The organism is Paenarthrobacter sp. AR 02, assembly GCF_021538675.1.
GTDB lineage: Bacteria > Actinomycetota > Actinomycetes > Actinomycetales > Micrococcaceae > Arthrobacter.
The window spans coordinates 87,721-103,055 of the sequence record NZ_JAJUKH010000008.1 but is presented as its reverse complement, the minus strand read 5'-3'; the positions used below and the strand labels follow the sequence as shown (position 1 = coordinate 103,055).

Genomic DNA, 15,335 nt, shown 5'->3' with positions numbered 1-15,335 from the left:
TGACCCCGCGCCGCCGCGGGATACACGTTAGGAATTCACATGGCAACAGAGACAGTTGCGAAGCCCCGCACCAGCGCCCGCGTTGGTGTCCAAAAGTTCGGAACATTCCTGTCCGGCATGATCATGCCCAACATTGGCGCTTTCATCGCCTGGGGCCTCATCACGGCTTTGTTCATCAAAGTAGGCTGGATTCCGGTCCCGGAACTGGGTGGTTTCGGCACCAATGACAAGGGTGCCCCCAACGTCGGCATCGTTGGCCCCATGGTCACGTACCTCCTTCCGCTCCTGATCGCCTACACCGGCGGCCGGATGGTCTACGACGTCCGTGGTGGCGTCGTTGGCGCCATTGCCACCATGGGAGTCATTGCCGGTACGGACTCGCCCATGTTCATCGGTGCCATGATCATGGGCCCGCTGGGCGGCTGGACCATGAAGCAGATCGACCGCCTGTGGGACGGCAAGATCCGTCCGGGCTTCGAGATGCTGGTGAACAACTTCTCCGCCGGCATCTGGGGTGCAGCATTGGCGTTGGGTGGCTTCTACGGCCTCTCCTGGGTCGTCAAGCGTTTCACGGAAGGCGCAGGCAGCGTGGTCGAATTCCTGGTCAACAACGGCCTGCTGCCGTTGACCAGCATCTTCATCGAACCCGCCAAGGTACTCTTCCTCAACAACGCCATCAACCACGGTGTGCTGACTCCCTTGGGTATCCAGCAGTCGCTTGAACACGGCAAGTCCATCCTGTTCCTGCTCGAAGCCAACCCCGGCCCGGGCCTGGGCATCCTGCTGGCGTACATGTTCTTCGGCCGCGGCGCCGCACGGGCATCTGCTCCTGGCGCTGCCATCATCCAGTTCTTCGGTGGCATCCACGAGATCTACTTCCCGTACGTCCTGATGAAGCCGATCCTCATCCTCGCTGCCATCGGTGGCGGCATGACTGGCATCGCAACCCTGGCCATCACCAACTCCGGCCTCGTTGCTCCCGCAGCACCGGGTTCCATCATTGCTGTCATTGCCCAGACTTCACGCGATAGCTACATTGGCGTCATCCTCGCAGTTGTCCTTGCAGCGACGGTGTCCTTCCTCATTGCCTCGCTGATCCTGCGAACCTCCAAGAACAAGGGCGAGGACGATCTTTCCGCGGCCACGTCCCGCATGGAGGCCATGAAGGGCAAGAAGAGCTCGGTCTCCTCGGCACTGGTGGGCGACGCCGGCGGCCGCAGCGATGTGGCAGTACTGACCCGTCCCGTACGGAACATCGTGTTCGCCTGCGACGCCGGCATGGGCTCCAGCGCCATGGGCGCTTCGGTCCTGCGCAACAAGATCAAGGCAGCCGGCTTCCCGGACGTGAAGGTCACCAACTCGGCCATCGCCAACCTGAGTGACACTTACGACGTCGTCGTTACCCACCAGGACCTGACCGAACGCGCCCAGCCGAAGACCTCCAGTGCAGTGCACTACTCGGTGGACAACTTCATGAACAGCCCCAAGTATGACGACATCGTCGAACTCGTGAAGACCAGCAACGCCGAAGACGTGGCTTCGGGTACGGGCACGATCACGGAACCAGCCGCTGCCACAACTGAAGCAGCCGCCGCCCATGGTGCGCATGCTGCCGAGCCGGCCGCCGACGTCGAAGGTAAATCAGTGCTGCTGCGCGAAAGCGTGATCCTCAACGGCAAGGCGGGAGACCGCGACTCGGCGATCGACGAAGCCGGACAGCTCCTGCTGGACCGTGGCGCAGTGGACATGAGCTACGTCCACGCCATGCACGAACGCGAAGAATCAGTGTCCACCTACATGGGCAGCTTCCTGGCCATTCCGCACGGCACCAACGACGCCAAAGAGCACATCATGCACTCCGCGGTGTCCATCATCCGCTACCCCGAAGGCATCGATTGGGGCGGCAAGCAGGTGAAGTTCGTGGTCGGCGTGGCCGGCATCAACAATGAACACCTCCACATCCTGTCCTCCATCGCGAAGATCTTCACCAACAAGGCACAAGTTGCCCAGTTGGAGGAAGCCACCACGGTTGAGGAAGTCCTGGAGCTGTTCGGAAAGGTCAACGCATAGTGAAGGCAGTCCATTTCGGGGCAGGTAATATCGGGCGCGGCTTCGTGGGGTTGCTGCTCCACGAAGCGGGCTATGAGGTGGTGTTCGCCGACGTCGCGGACGCCCTGATCAGCCAGCTCGCCGAGGCCACCAGCTATGACGTCCACGAGGTTGGCGACAACCCTGCGGTGAAGACCGTGGAAGGCTTCCGGGCTTTGAACTCTGCGACGCAGGAAGCCACCGTTGTGGAGGAAATCTCGACGGCGGATGTGGTCACCACCGCGGTGGGGCCCCACATCCTGAAGTTCGTCGCTCCGGTGATCGCCCGCGGGTTGGCCGCCCGCCCCGTGGACCTGCCGCCGCTGCAGGTGATGGCATGCGAGAACGCCATCAATGCCACTGATGTGCTGCAGTCCGAGATTCGGGCCGCTTGGGACGACTCCGCCGGGGACCTGGACGCCGTCGCTGTTTTCGCGAACACGGCGGTGGACCGTATTGTCCCCAACCAGGCACCAGGCCAAGGCCTGGATGTCACGGTGGAGACGTTCTACGAATGGGTCATCGACCGGACGCCCTTCAAGGGCAACGCGCCGGTGATCCCGGGCGCCACGTTCGTGGACGAGCTTGGACCCTATATCGAGCGCAAGCTCTTCACGGTCAACACCGGCCATGCGTCGGCAGCCTACTTCGGTTACGCGGCGGGTATAGAGAAGATCTCCGACGCCATGGCTGATCCTTCGGTGGCCGCCAAAGTACGGGCCGTGCTGGAGGAGACCAAGGAACTCCTGGTGGCCAAGCACGGTTTCGATGAGGCTGCGCAGGAGGCGTACGTGCAGAAGATCCTGCAACGCTTCACCAACCCGCACCTCCCCGACACCGTGAACCGCGTGGGCCGCGCGCCCCTGCGGAAACTCAGCCGGCACGAGCGGTTCGTTGGTCCGGCAGCTGAGCTTGCCGAGCGCGGCGTCACCCCCGTGGCGCTGCTAGAGGCGATGTCCGCAGCCCTTCGGTTCGACGATGCTTCGGATGTCGAAGCCGTGGAGCTCGGAAAGCTGCTGTCCGAGCTGGACGCGGCCGCCGCCGTTGAACGGCTCACGGAACTCACGCCTGCGCACCCGCTGTTCCCCGCGCTCCAAAAACTCGTGGAGGACCGCCAAGCGGAGCTCTGACGCTCTCTCATGTTCCGCCCGGTTGGGCGTGACGCTCTCTCACGTTCCGCCGTGTTGGGCGTGACGCTCTCTCATGTTCCGCCTAAAGGCCCGGCGTCGAGCACTCACCTGAGTGTCCGACGCCGGGCCTTTCCGCGCCGGTGAGTGAGGGTTGGGGGGAAGCGGTTGGGATGTGAGTGAGGGTTGGGGGGGAAGAGGTTGGGATGTGAGTGAGGGTTGGTGGGAAGCGGTAGGGATGTGAGTGGGGGTTGGTAACAGAAAAGCACGACGGCGGGCACCCAACCGGGTGGCCGCCGTCGTGCTTTCAGTGTGCGGGTTTAGCGCGCTGCCGCGGTTTCGGCGTCTGCCATCGCCTTCCATTCGGCCACGCGGGCCTGATGCAGGGGCGATTTCCGGACCACCGCGTAAGCGGCACCCAGGATTGCGAACCAGATGGGCGTCACCAGCAGGGCGGTGAGTGTGTCCGGCTGCGTGGTCAGGGCCCACACCAGGAATGCGAAGAACGCGAACACCACCCACACCATCACAATGCCGCCGGGCATTTTGAACGGTGAAGCGGCGTGCTGCTCGGGGCGGCGTTTGCGGTACACCAGGTAGCTGGCCAGGATGATGGACCAAACGAACATGAAGCAGACGGCGGACACGGTGGTGACCATGTCGAACGCCACGCCAACGTCCTTGCCCGCGTAGAGAAGCGCGACGCCGGCCAGCAGCAGGACGCACGAGAGGAACAGTGCGTTCTGGGGTACTTTGCGGCTGGAGAGCCGGCCGAAGAGCTTGGGTGCGTCGCCGTCGTTGGCCAAGCCGTAGACCATGCGCGACGTCGAGTAGATGCCGGAGTTGGCCGAGGACATGGCAGAGGTAAGGACCACGAGGTTGACCACTGTGGCGGCCATGCCGAGCCCGGCAAGGGAGAACATGGCGATGAACGGGCTTTGGCCTGCCTTGAACTCGGTCCATGGGGTGACGGACATCAGGATGATGAGGGCGCCTACGTAGAAGAGCATGACGCGCAGGGGGATGGCGTTGATGGCGCGGGGAAGGTTGTGTTCCGGGTTCTTGGTTTCGGCGGCGGCTGTGCCCACCAGTTCGATGCCCACGAACGCGAAGACGGCGATCTGGAAGCCGGCCACGAAGCCCATGAATTCCTTGGGGAAGAACCCGCCGTGGCTCCAGAGGTTGGTGAAGCTGGCCGTTCCCGCATTGGACTGGAAGCCGGTGAAGATCATGACCAGGCCCACTACGATCAGCGCAACGATGGCCACGATCTTGATGAGCGCGAACCAGAATTCGGTCTCGCCGAAGGCTTTGACGGTGGGCAGGTTCAGGAGCAGAAGGATGATGATGGTGGCCAGGCCCGGGATCCAGAGCTGGATTCCCGGCCACAGCTCGTTGGCGTAGCCTGCGATCGCGATGACGTCCGCAACGCCGGTGACTACCCAGCAGAACCAGTAGGTCCAACCCGTGAAGAAGCCTGCCCACGGGCCCAGGAGATCGCCCGCGAAGTCACTGAAGGACTTGTAGTTCAGGTTCGACAGCAGGAGCTGGCCCATGGCCCGCATCACAAAGAAGAGCATGAAGCCGATGATCATGTATACGAAGATCACGGAGGGGCCGGCAACCGAGATGGTCTTGCCGGAGCCCATGAAGAGGCCCGTACCGATGGCGCCGCCGATAGCCAGGAGCTGGATGTGGCGGTTGCTGAGCGAGCGTGACAGGTGAGGCTCGCTGTCCCTGCTTGAGGAGCGGAGTCGCCCCTGTGTTGTCTGGTCGGACATTAGTTCAAGAACCCTTCGAAGGACCCGCCATAATAGTGACGGCCGTTACAAATGTGTTCGATAAAGCTATAGCTAATGTCTGACCAATTGCGAATCGGTCTGCATGGCGAAAGCTCCCCTGGTGAGAAAGGGAGCTTAGGCCGTTGTTTTGGTTGCTCGGATCAGGCGATTTGGCGCTTGTAGGCCGCGGTGGCAGATACGTAGGCGAGGACCAGGATTCCCAAGCACCAGGCCAAGGCTACCCAGATGTCGCTGCCCACCGGGCGCTGCGCGAACAGATCCTGGATGGTGTTCACAATCGAGGTGACCGGTTGGTTCTCCGCGAACCAGCGAACCGGTCCCGGCATGGTCTCCGTGGGGACGAAGGCCGAGCTGATGAAGGGCAGGAAGATCAGCGGGTAGGAGAAGCCGCCGGCACCATCCACTGACTTGGCGGACAGGCCTGCAATGATGGCGATCCAGGTGAGTGCCAGGGTGAACAATGCCAGGATTCCTGTCACAGCGAGCCACTCCAGCACGCTGGCTGAGGTGCGGAACCCCATGAGGAGCGCCACCAGCACGATGATTACCAGCGAGAGTCCGTTGGCAACGAGCGAGGTCAGGACGTGTGCCCACAATACCGACGAGCGTGCGATCGGCATGGACTGGAATCGCTCGAAGATGCCGCTCTGCATGTCGGTGAACAAGCGCACCGCGGTGTAGGCGATGCCTGAAGCGATGGCGATGAGCATGATTCCGGGGAGCAGGTAATTGACGTAGTTGTCAGTGTCGGTCCTGATGGCGCCGCCGAAGACGTAGACGAACAGCAGCATCAGGGCGACGGGTGTGATCGCGGTGGTGATGATGGTGTCCACGCTGCGGAAAATGTGCCGCATGGACCGCCCCAGCAGGACAGTGGTGTCTGAGAAGAAGTGGGTGTTCATGACCTGTCCTTTACTGAATCGTTGCTGCCTGCGCCCACGAGAGCCAGGAAGATGTCCTCCAGGCTGGGCTGCTTCTCGACGTATTCGATCTTGGCCGGTGGAAGGAGCTGCTTCAGTTCGGCGAGCGTTCCGTTGGCAATGATGCGGCCCTCATGAAGAATGGCAATGCGGTCCGCGAGTTGCTCGGCCTCGTCGAGGTACTGCGTGGTGAGCAGGACGGTGGTTCCCTGGTTGGCGAGCTTCTTCACGATATGCCAGACCTCCAGCCGGGCTTCGGGATCGAGGCCCGTGGTTGGCTCGTCGAGGAAGATCACTTTGGGGTCGCCGATCAAGCTCATGGCGATGTCCAGCCGGCGGCGCATGCCGCCGGAGTAGGCCGCCACTTTCCGGTTTCCGGCGTCGCTGAGGTTGAACTGGGCCAGCAACCAGTCCGCAATCCGGCCCGGGTTCTTCAGGTGGCGGAGCTTCGCCACCAGGACCAGGTTCTCCTTGCCCGTGAGGATCCCGTCCACCGCGGCGAACTGTCCGGTGAGGCTGATGGACTCCCGCACCCGCAGCGGCTCTGCCGCGACGTCAAAGCCTTCGACGGCGGCCGTTCCACCATCCGCTGCGAGCAGCGTGGACAGGATCTTCACCATGGTGGTCTTGCCCGCACCGTTGGAGCCGAGCAGGGCGAAGATGCTGCCTGACGCTACCTCGAAGTCCACCCCGCGGAGCACGTGGAGGTCCTTGTAGGACTTCTCGATGCCTTGGACGCTGATGGCCGTCATGATTCCGCTTCCTTTGCTTTGTCGATGGCCTTGATGAGGCGATCGCGTTCCTTGTCGATCCAGCGCTTTCCGCCATAGGCCTGTGCGAACGCTTCGGCGAATTCGATGGGGTCCTCGCCGACGATTTCGCTCACGGGCGTGCTGTCAATCGCGGCCCGTTCCCAGAGGTCTGCGAGGTCGGTGAACATCTGCACCATGGTGTCGCCCTCGGTAACACCGCCGTAGTACATGAGGTACCGGTTGAAAGCCGTCGCTGCGGTGAGGTACGGCTCCGGCAGGGCCTCCAGCCGGGCCCTTGCCTGCTTGAACTGCTTCTTCTGCTCGAGTGATCCGGTGACCAGTTCGATCCATTTCGCTGCCATGTTATTTCCCTTCCTTGCGGAGCTGTTCAAGCCGTTCGGACAAGAAGCTCCAGGTGTTCCAAAATTCGTTGAGTTCTTTTTCGCCTTGGGTGTTGAGCGTGTACACCTTGCGGGGTGGCCCTTTTTCGGACGGCCGCTTCTCGACGTCCACCAGGCCCTTCTGTTCGATCCTGACCAGTAGTGCGTACACGGTGCCTTCGGCGATCTCGGTGAATCCCTGCTCCCGGAGGAGCGTGGTGATTTCGTATCCGTAGGCTGCCTTTCCGGTCAGGAGGGCCAGGACGATTCCCTCCAATGTGCCTTTGAGCATCTCGGTCATTTGCTTGCCCATCAGACACCTCCATTCGCTACTCAGTATTACTAGCTACCACTACATAGTAGAACTAGGTACCGGTACTTAGCAATACTGAGTTCTAATGAAGATGGCATGCTGGGCTGGTGACTACAGAGTCCGGTTCCGCAACCACTTTGATGACCGCCGCCGTCGAGCCTGGAGTCTTCACCCTCCGCCGCGCCCAAAAGGGCGACCTGCCGCGGATCCTCGCGTTGCTCGTTGACGACCAGCTCGGCGCCGCGCGCGAAAGCCTCGAGGATTTGGGCCCTTATGAGCTGGCTTTTGACGCGATCGACGGCGACCCTTCCCACCTTCTGGTAGTGGGCGAACTCCAAGGCGACGTCGTGGCCACTTTCCAGCTCAGCTTCCTCCCGGGGCTTTCGCGGAAGGGGGCGTGGCGGGCGCAGATCGAAGCGGTCCGGGTGTCTGATGTCCTGCGTGGCCAGGGTGTTGGTGCGTTGATGATCGAGTGGGCCATTGACCAGGCGCGGGAGCGTGGATGCTCGCTGGTCCAGCTCACCACGGACAAGTCACGGGTCGATGCGCACCGTTTCTACGAGCGCCTGGGCTTCGTTGCGAGCCACGAAGGCATGAAGCTCGCGCTCTAGCCACTTGACTATTAGGTACCCTAACTATTAGGCTACCTAAATATGACGAGCACTTCGGATAACGCCCTTACCAACCTCGCGAAGGAATACCGCGAGGCCCTCCGTTTGGGCGTCTACATGTTCCGCCGCCTGGACCCGGAAGGCGAACTCACTGCCGCGCAGCTGAGCCTGCTCTCCATGATCCAGGACGCCGGCCTCAGGGTGGGCGACATCGCCAAGAACCTGGGGATCAAAGTCCCCAGCGCCACGGAGCAGATCATCAAGCTCGAGCGGGCAGGCCTGGTCACCCGCCAGCCCGATCCCGACGATTCCCGGGCCGTCCAGGTGGCCATTACCCGGGCCGGGACAGCCGCCGTCGAATCCGCCGACCAGCGGCGCAACGCCATGGTGGCCGAACTGCTCCAGGGCCTCAGCAGCCAAGAGATTGAGCAGCTCGCGGTTGCACTCCCAGTGATCGCCAAGCTCAACAGTTCATTCCAGAACTAACCAGAATCAACGCACCGACAAGGAGCCATTGAATGTCACGCCCGTTGGCTGACGCTTCAGCAAGCGCCGAAACAACCATCGAAAACACCCTCGAGGCTGAGAAAGCATCCCTCCTCAAACAGCCGAAAGCTGTATGGGCCACCGCCCTCGCGGCAGTTTTCGCGTTCATGGGCATCGGGCTCGTGGACCCCATCCTCCCTGCGATCGCCAAGAACCTCGAGGCGTCCACCAGCGAAGTGTCGTTGTTGTTCACCAGCTACTTCCTGGTGACCGCCGTCGCGATGTTGATCAGTGGTTTCGTGTCCTCCCGCATTGGCGGCAAGAAGACCCTGCTCATCGGTTTGGCGATCATCGTGGTGTTCGCGTCGCTCTCTGGCTTGTCCGGCAGCGTTGAACAGCTGGTGGGCTTCCGCGCCGGTTGGGGCCTCGGCAACGCGTTGTTCGTTGCCACGGCGCTGGCTGTCATTGTCGGCGTGGCCAGCGGTGGAACCGGCACGGCCATCATCCTGTACGAAGCCGCCCTTGGCCTGGGTATCTCGCTTGGCCCGCTGCTGGGCGCACTCCTTGGTGGATGGCAGTGGCGTGCACCGTTCTTCGGCACGGCAGTCCTCATGGCCGCCGCCTTCATTGCCCTGCTGGCGCTGCTGCCTAAAACCCCAGCCCCGGCCAAAAAATCGCGGCTCCGCGACCCGCTGCTGGCGCTTGGGCACAAGGGCCTCCGCACCACGGCCGCCAGCGCACTGTTCTACAACTACGGCTTCTTCACCATCCTCGCTTTCACGCCATTCATCCTGGGCATGGACGCTTACGGGATCGGCGGCGTGTTCTTCGGTTGGGGCGTCGCCGTGGCCGTCTTCTCGGTGTTCGTCGCTCCCGTCCTGCAGAGGCGCTTCGGTGCCGTCAAGGTCCTGACCGGCACGCTGGCCGCACTGATGCTCGACCTGCTCGGGCTGGGACTGGCTGCGTGGCACTCGGTGACTGCCGTCGTCGTGCTCGTTATCGTGGCCGGTGCCCTGCTGGGCATCAACAACACGGTCTACACCGAGCTGGCCATGGGCGTCTCGGATTCGCCGCGTCCTGTCGCGTCAGCCGGCTACAACTTTGTCCGCTGGATGGGTGGAGCGCTGGCTCCGTTCGCGGCGGCCCAGCTGGGCGAGCACTTCGGGCCGCAGGTTCCGTTCTTTGCAGGCGCTGTGGCCATGGTGATCGCGATCCTCGTGGCCTTCGGAGGTCGCAGTTACCTCAGTTCGCACGAGCCGCACCTGGTCTAACCCTTTACCTAAAAAACGAGCCCCGCGGTGATCCGCGGGGCTCGTTGTGCATCTACTTGGTTTCGTCCGAGGTGACCGGCAGCGGCGCTACCGGCGCCCCCTTGGGAACGAACAGTGTCTCGGCCTGCTCAAGGGACATGCCGTTCGTCTCGGGAACCTTGAACATCACAAAGAAGAACGACGCCGCCGCGAACGCCGCGTACATGGCGTACGTCAGGGGCAGCGAACCCGCCGCCATGATGGGGAAACTGAGCGTGATGGCAAAGTTCGCGATCCATTGCGCGGCCGCAGCCAGGCCCAGGGCGCGGGCCCGGATGCGGGACGGGAAGATCTCGCCCAGCAGGACCCAGACCAGCGGACCCCAGGAAGCCCCAAAGCTGACGACGAAGACGTTGGCAGCGACCAAGGCCACGGGTCCCCAAGCGCCGGGCAGCGAGATCTCGGAACCTGTTCCAGTCGCCGAGGAGAACGCCAACGCCATGACAGCCAGGGAGACGGCCATGCCGATCGAACCGGTCAGCAGGATGGGCCGGCGGCCGATGCGGTCCACCAGCGCGATGGCTACCAGTGTCACCAGGATGTTGGTGACCGAGGTGGCAACGGAGATGGTCAGGGAGTCCTTTTCCTGGAACCCGACTGCCTTCCAGAGCGTCGTTGAGTAGTAGAAGATCACGTTGATGCCCACGAACTGCTGCAGGACCGACAGGATGATGCCGATCCACACCACGGGGAGCAGGCCGAACCGGTTGCCGCGGAGGGAGCCCTTCTTGGTGGAAAGCTTTTCCTGCTGGATGGACTCGCGGATCTCGCGGATGTGCCGTTCGATGTCGTCGCCCGGGATGAGCCTCTGGAAGATGCCGCGGGCCTGGTCTTCCTTGCCGTTAAGCACCAGGAAGTGCGGGGACTCGGGCAGGCGGAACGCGATCAAACCGTACACGGCAGCTGGGATGGCGCACGCGATGAACATCCAGCGCCACGCCTCGATGCCCAGCCACAGCATTCCACCGGCACCGCCGGCTGTGTTGGCAAGGACAGCGTCGGACAGGAGAGCCGCGAAGATACCTGTGGTGATGGTCAACTGCTGAAGTGAAGCGAGGCGTCCGCGCACGTGGCGCGGGGAGATCTCGGAAATGTATGCGGGAGCAATGACGGAGGCCAGTCCGATGCCCAACCCGCCAACCAGCCGCCAGAAGACGAGGTCCCACACGCTGAACGCCAGGCCGGTTCCCACGGCACTCACCAGGAAGAGGAGCGCACCGATTTTCATGGCGGGGATACGGCCGTAGCGGTCGGCTACTTTGCCGGCCAGGTAGGCACCCGCGGCACAGCCCAACAAGGCAACAGCGACAGCGAAGCCCGTTACTGCCTCGCTCATGACGAACTCGTCCGCCATTGCGTCCACGGCGCCGTTAACAACGGACGAATCGAAGCCGAAGAGGAAGCCGCCCACCGCGCCGGCAACGGCCAGGCCGATCACCTTCCGCGAAACTGGGGGTGCGCCTTCGGTGCTGGAACTGGACATGGGACTCCCTTGGGGAATGGTGGTGTGGGATCGCGGTGCGGGACGTCGTCGGCTGTTCCGACGGGGACGCCGGTGCACTCGCGCTACACAGTGTGGCACGGCCCGTCACGCAAGTTCCAGTCAAGGCCTGCCAGATGACCTGTGTTCACTTTCTTAACCCAATAGGGGCTGGCTGTGAGCTGAGTGTTCCCTGAATGCTTCACAGGGTGTGTTTTCGGGGCTAAGTAGTCCTTGTTGGGTCAACTAATTGAACACAAAGCACGACGGCGGTCCTTGGGTCTGGTGCCAAACCCAAGACCCGCCGCCGTGGAGAGCTGAATCCGGTGCTAGTGAGCCGGAACGGAATCCTTGGCCGCGGCCTTGGGATCCGTGAGCTTCTTGTTGGGCAATGCGAAGCTGATCAGGAACGCGATGATCATGAGCCCGGCCGCAGTCAGCATGACCACATCGATGGCTTGGGCAAAACCTTCGGTGATGGGCCGGGTGAGCGTGCTGTTGGCCGAATGCAACCAGCTGGTGTCGTTCAGCGAGTCGTTATTGGCGCCGTTCTTGAAGAAATCAAAAAGCTTGGCATTCGCAGGGTCTGAGGCCACGGCTGGATCCCGCATGACGGCTTGGTAGTCAGGGCTGGCCGCGGCCGTCTTCATGCCATCGGCGATCTTGTCAGCTGCCGTGCTGAACAGCATGGAGATGAATACTGCCGTGCCCACTGCGCCACCCATGGAGCGGAAGAACGCAGCCGTGGAAGTACCCACGCCCATATCCTTCGGCGGAACCGAGACCTGCATGGCCAGCGTGAGTGGCTGCATGCAGAAGCCCAGGCCGACACCGAAGAACACCGCAATCAATCCGGGAACCCACAGGCCTGTGTCGACTCCCAGTACGAAGCCCATGACGGTGGCCGCGGCTGCCAGGATCGCGGTTCCCAGGATGGGGAAGATCCGGTAAACGCCGGATGAGGAGATGGTCCGCCCGGCCGAAATGGAACCGAAGAGGATGCCCACGGTGAAAGTGATCATCATCAGGCCTGCCTCAGTGGGGGTGAGGCCCTTCACCAGTTGCAAGTACATGGGCAGCATGGCAATCGCACCGAACATGCCGATGCCGATGATGAAGTTCAACAGCGAGGACAAGCCGAAGGTGGTGTTGCTGAAGAGGCGCAACGGGATCAGCGCGTAGTCGCCGGCACGCTTCTCAACCAGCAGGAATGCCACGATGCCGATGACGCCGAGGCCGTAGCAGAGCCAGGAACCGCCCGAAGACCATCCCCACGTGCGCCCTTGTTCAGCAACCAGCAGCAACGGAACGATGGCCAAAGTGATGGCCGCCGCGCCCCAGTAGTCGATCTTCTGCTTCACATGACGGGCAGGCAGGTGCAGGTACAGGAAGACCACCACAAGCGCAGCAAGGCCGATAGGCAGGTTGATGAAGAACACCCAGCGCCAGCCATCAAAGCCGAGGATGTTGGCTGAGCCGGCGAAAGCGCCACCAATTACCGGGCCAAGAACGGAGGAAATACCGAAGACGGACATGAAATAGCCCTGGTACTTTGCCCTGTCCTTCAGCGCAACGATGTCGCCGATGATGGTCAGCGCCAATGCCAGCAAGCCGCCGGCGCCAAGCCCCTGGATGCCACGGGCAATGGCGAGCTCAGTCATGGAGTGGACCGAACCCGCGTACAGGGAGCCGGCCAGGAACACCAGGATGGCAGTGAGGTACAGCGGCCGACGGCCAAAGATGTCGCTGAGCTTGCCATAGAGCGGCGTGCTGACGGTCGACGTGATGAGGTAGGCAGTGGTGGCCCATGCCTGGAGGGACAAACCATCCAGGTCGTTGGCGATGGTGTAGATGGACGTGGACACGATGGTTTGGTCCAACGACGACAGGAACATGCCGAGCATGAGTCCCACCATGACGGTGAGCGTCTGACGATGCGTCAGCACCTCACCGGCTGCCCGCACGGGCGTGGATTTGGACATATCTTCTCCAGAGATGGCAGAAAAGGGATTAAGCAGGATAGTTGCTTTCAGTAACTATCCTAATGCCTGTTTGATTCCCGGAGTGAGAATATTTCCTGGGCAGGGTCCGTTATTGACGGATCCGGCGGTATCAGCGCTCCACCAGGATGCCGTCCGGGTCGCAGTAGATCATCACGCCGGGCCGAACACGAACGCCATCGATGACAAGCTCGACATCTGCCTCGCCTGCACCGGTTTTGCTGCTCTTTCTGGGGTTGCTGCCGAGGGCCTTGACACCCAGGGGCAAACCGGAGATGGCCACGCGGTCCCGGACAGCGCCGTTGATGACCACGCCGGCCCATCCGTTGGCTACGGCGCTCTCAGCGATCATGTCGCCCATGAGCGCCGTCCGCAAGGATCCCTGGCCATCGATCACCAGGACGGCTCCCTCTCCTGGTGACCCGAGCACAGTCTTGACCAAGGCATTGTCCTCGAGGCACCGAATGGTCCGCACGGGCCCACTGAAGTGCGAGTGTCCGCCGAGGTCCTGGAACTGCAGGGATATGGACTCAAGTTCTTCGCCGCGTTCGTCGTAGAGGTCGGCGGTATTGGGGTGCTCGTTCACAATGCTGCTCCTTCGTCGGTTGATGCCACAGTAACCTCCCGAGTTCCCTCCCACCGTGCACTTTTCGGGCATATGTGGATAAAGGTCAGGATGGCGGTCCGGTGTCGTCCCGCCACGCTAGGCTGAATCCAAAGATTGATACGAGGGGGAATCTTCCATGAGCCTGTCCGACCTTCCGGGCCCGGTGCCGGACCCAGCCGCCATCCACGGCGGCACCGCCACGGCACTCGCCGAGCCGGTTGATCGGGTCAGGCCTCTTTGGGTCACTGGCGTGGTGCTGGTCAACCTGGGCATCAACGCCGCGTTTTTTGGTCCCCTCCGGGTGCTTCTGGGTCAGCAGGCCGCCCACTTTGACGAGGGCCAGAAGGAAGCGATCCTTGCGCTGGTGACGGGGTGCGGCGCGGCCGTTTCGATGGTGGCCAACCCCTTGTTCGGCGCCTTCAGCGACCGGACTACCTCCCGCTTTGGTCGCCGTGTCCCATGGGTCCTCATGGGTGCCATTCTCGGCGCGGTCGCCCTTGTGGCCTTGGCAGGTGCTCCGAACGTTGCCGTGATGGCGTTCCTGTGGTGCCTGGTGCAGGCGGGCGCCAACGCCATGTACGCCGCAATAACGGCCGCTGTCCCGGACCGCGTTCCTGTACCCCAGCGTGGAACGGTGGGCGGCTTGGCCGCCATGGGACAAACGGTGGGCATCCTCGTTGGTGCGGTGATCGCGGCCGTCGTGGCCGGAAACTTTGCCGCCGGTTACTGGGTGTGCGCAGCGGCGCTGTTGGCCGGCGTCGTGCTTTACCTGTTCAAGAGCGACGACCAACCCTTGCCGCAGCAGGAGCGGCCGCCGTTCAGCCTGTGGCAGTTCATCAAGGGGTTCTGGGTTTCGCCCAAACGCTATCCCGACTTTGCGTGGGCCTGGCTTACACGGCTGCTGGTCAGCACGGGCAACCACATGATCACCCTGTATCTTCTCTTCTTCCTCAGCGACATTGTGCGCCTGAAGGAGACCCAAGGGATTGAGCCTGAGTTCGGTGTGCTGGTCCTGACCGGTCTTTACGCGGTGACCGTCATCCTCACCAGTGTTCTGGGCGGACGCTTAAGTGACCGGATGGGAAAGCGGAAGCCCCTGGTCATAGCGTCGTCGGTCATCATTGCCGCGGCATCTCTGATTCTTGCTTTTGCTCCGACGTGGATCGGCGGACTTGCCGGCGCGGCCGTGCTCGGAATAGGTTTTGGGGCCTACCTTGCGGTGGACTTCGCGCTCATTACCCAGGTACTGCCCACTGCTTTGGACCGCGGCCGGGACCTTGGCGTCATCAACATCGCGAATTCCCTGCCCCAAGTCCTAGCCCCGGCGATCGCCTTCGTGTTCGTTCAGTTCTGGGGCGGCTACGTCTCGCTGTACGTAGCCGCCGCAGTCATCGGGCTCCTGGGCGCCGTGTTCGTGGTGAAGATCAAGAGCGTTGACTAGGCCTGGAAGACAGCCGTT

General features: G+C 62.4%; 14 protein-coding genes. 6 read left to right on the top strand and 8 right to left on the bottom strand.

What is annotated here, in order from left to right; translation table 11 throughout:
* The first annotated feature begins 39 nt into the window (after positions 1-39).
* Complete coding sequence (locus LRQ04_RS15040) at positions 40-2,070, top strand: PTS mannitol transporter subunit IICBA (RefSeq protein ID WP_235521075.1); 2,031 nt, start codon at positions 40-42, stop codon at positions 2,068-2,070.
* Positions 2,070-3,218 (top strand): mannitol-1-phosphate 5-dehydrogenase, encoded by a 1,149-nt coding sequence (locus tag LRQ04_RS15035; protein ID WP_235521073.1) that lies wholly within the window; start codon positions 2,070-2,072, stop codon positions 3,216-3,218. Before LRQ04_RS15040 ends, LRQ04_RS15035 begins: the two co-directional genes overlap by 1 nt.
* 317 nt (positions 3,219-3,535) lie before the next feature.
* Here the strand turns inward: LRQ04_RS15035 and cycA are convergent, their stop codons facing one another.
* The 5 genes from cycA to LRQ04_RS15010 form a co-directional block, all read right to left on the bottom strand.
* The gene (gene cycA / locus LRQ04_RS15030; RefSeq protein ID WP_235521071.1) at positions 3,536-4,996 is read right to left on the bottom strand and encodes a D-serine/D-alanine/glycine transporter; all 1,461 of its coding nucleotides are present in this window, start codon (positions 4,994-4,996) and stop codon (positions 3,536-3,538) included.
* Between the two features lie 161 nt (positions 4,997-5,157).
* On the bottom strand, positions 5,158-5,919 hold the full coding sequence (locus tag LRQ04_RS15025) for an ABC transporter permease (RefSeq protein WP_235521069.1): 762 nt from the start codon (positions 5,917-5,919) through the stop codon (positions 5,158-5,160).
* On the bottom strand, positions 5,916-6,689 hold the full coding sequence (locus LRQ04_RS15020) for an ABC transporter ATP-binding protein (protein WP_235521067.1): 774 nt from the start codon (positions 6,687-6,689) through the stop codon (positions 5,916-5,918). Before LRQ04_RS15020 ends, LRQ04_RS15025 begins: the two co-directional genes overlap by 4 nt.
* Positions 6,686-7,051, bottom strand: a complete 366-nt coding sequence (locus tag LRQ04_RS15015; RefSeq protein WP_235521065.1) for a DUF1048 domain-containing protein — start codon at positions 7,049-7,051, stop codon at positions 6,686-6,688. The genes LRQ04_RS15020 and LRQ04_RS15015 overlap by 4 nt, the downstream gene beginning before the upstream one ends.
* A gap of 1 nt (position 7,052) precedes the next feature.
* Positions 7,053-7,382 carry a PadR family transcriptional regulator gene (locus tag LRQ04_RS15010; RefSeq protein WP_235521063.1) on the bottom strand — a complete coding sequence of 110 codons (330 nt, stop codon included), beginning with the start codon at positions 7,380-7,382 and terminating at the stop codon, positions 7,053-7,055.
* A 140-nt stretch (positions 7,383-7,522) separates the two neighbouring features.
* On the opposite strand from LRQ04_RS15010, the gene LRQ04_RS15005 reads away from it, so the two are divergent.
* Genes LRQ04_RS15005 through LRQ04_RS14995 form a run of 3 tightly spaced genes read left to right on the top strand, consistent with a single transcriptional unit; the run spans position 7,523 to position 9,750 of the window.
* Complete coding sequence (locus LRQ04_RS15005; protein WP_235521225.1) at positions 7,523-7,993, top strand: GNAT family N-acetyltransferase; 471 nt, start codon at positions 7,523-7,525, stop codon at positions 7,991-7,993.
* A gap of 42 nt (positions 7,994-8,035) precedes the next feature.
* Positions 8,036-8,479, top strand: coding sequence for a MarR family winged helix-turn-helix transcriptional regulator (locus LRQ04_RS15000; RefSeq protein ID WP_235521061.1), 444 nt, complete (start codon positions 8,036-8,038; stop codon positions 8,477-8,479).
* A 32-nt stretch (positions 8,480-8,511) separates the two neighbouring features.
* Positions 8,512-9,750: an MFS transporter gene (locus LRQ04_RS14995; RefSeq protein ID WP_235521059.1), complete on the top strand. Its 1,239-nt coding sequence runs from the start codon at positions 8,512-8,514 to the stop codon at positions 9,748-9,750.
* A 52-nt stretch (positions 9,751-9,802) separates the two neighbouring features.
* On the opposite strand, the gene LRQ04_RS14990 is transcribed toward LRQ04_RS14995, so the two are convergent.
* The 3 genes from LRQ04_RS14990 to rraA all read right to left on the bottom strand — a co-directional run bounded on the left by LRQ04_RS14990 (position 9,803) and on the right by rraA (position 13,855).
* Positions 9,803-11,272 carry a sugar porter family MFS transporter gene (locus tag LRQ04_RS14990; protein ID WP_235521057.1) on the bottom strand — a complete coding sequence of 490 codons (1,470 nt, stop codon included), beginning with the start codon at positions 11,270-11,272 and terminating at the stop codon, positions 9,803-9,805.
* Between the two features lie 326 nt (positions 11,273-11,598).
* Positions 11,599-13,251, bottom strand: coding sequence for an MDR family MFS transporter (locus LRQ04_RS14985; RefSeq protein WP_235521055.1), 1,653 nt, complete (start codon positions 13,249-13,251; stop codon positions 11,599-11,601).
* Positions 13,252-13,381: 130 nt separating this feature from the next.
* Positions 13,382-13,855, bottom strand: coding sequence for a ribonuclease E activity regulator RraA (gene rraA / locus LRQ04_RS14980; protein ID WP_235521053.1), 474 nt, complete (start codon positions 13,853-13,855; stop codon positions 13,382-13,384).
* A gap of 157 nt (positions 13,856-14,012) precedes the next feature.
* Between rraA and LRQ04_RS14975 the strand changes: the two genes are divergently transcribed.
* Positions 14,013-15,317, top strand: coding sequence for an MFS transporter (locus LRQ04_RS14975; RefSeq protein ID WP_235521051.1), 1,305 nt, complete (start codon positions 14,013-14,015; stop codon positions 15,315-15,317).
* Positions 15,318-15,335: the final 18 nt, after the last annotated feature.

Bases quoted from the DNA above. Each gene is read 5' to 3' on its own strand.
- LRQ04_RS15040 (WP_235521075.1), top strand. From the start codon at position 40: ATGGCAACAGAGACAGTTGCGAAGCCCCGCACCAGCGCCCGCGTTGGT.
- cycA (WP_235521071.1), bottom strand. From the start codon at position 4,996: ATGTCCGACCAGACAACACAGGGGCGACTCCGCTCCTCAAGCAGGGAC.
- LRQ04_RS15025 (WP_235521069.1), bottom strand. From the start codon at position 5,919: ATGAACACCCACTTCTTCTCAGACACCACTGTCCTGCTGGGGCGGTCC.
- LRQ04_RS15020 (WP_235521067.1), bottom strand. From the start codon at position 6,689: ATGACGGCCATCAGCGTCCAAGGCATCGAGAAGTCCTACAAGGACCTC.
- LRQ04_RS15015 (WP_235521065.1), bottom strand. From the start codon at position 7,051: ATGGCAGCGAAATGGATCGAACTGGTCACCGGATCACTCGAGCAGAAG.
- LRQ04_RS15010 (WP_235521063.1), bottom strand. From the start codon at position 7,382: ATGGGCAAGCAAATGACCGAGATGCTCAAAGGCACATTGGAGGGAATC.
- LRQ04_RS15005 (WP_235521225.1), top strand. From the start codon at position 7,523: ATGACCGCCGCCGTCGAGCCTGGAGTCTTCACCCTCCGCCGCGCCCAA.
- LRQ04_RS15000 (WP_235521061.1), top strand. From the start codon at position 8,036: ATGACGAGCACTTCGGATAACGCCCTTACCAACCTCGCGAAGGAATAC.
- LRQ04_RS14995 (WP_235521059.1), top strand. From the start codon at position 8,512: ATGTCACGCCCGTTGGCTGACGCTTCAGCAAGCGCCGAAACAACCATC.
- LRQ04_RS14990 (WP_235521057.1), bottom strand. From the start codon at position 11,272: ATGTCCAGTTCCAGCACCGAAGGCGCACCCCCAGTTTCGCGGAAGGTG.
- LRQ04_RS14985 (WP_235521055.1), bottom strand. From the start codon at position 13,251: ATGTCCAAATCCACGCCCGTGCGGGCAGCCGGTGAGGTGCTGACGCAT.
- LRQ04_RS14975 (WP_235521051.1), top strand. From the start codon at position 14,013: ATGAGCCTGTCCGACCTTCCGGGCCCGGTGCCGGACCCAGCCGCCATC.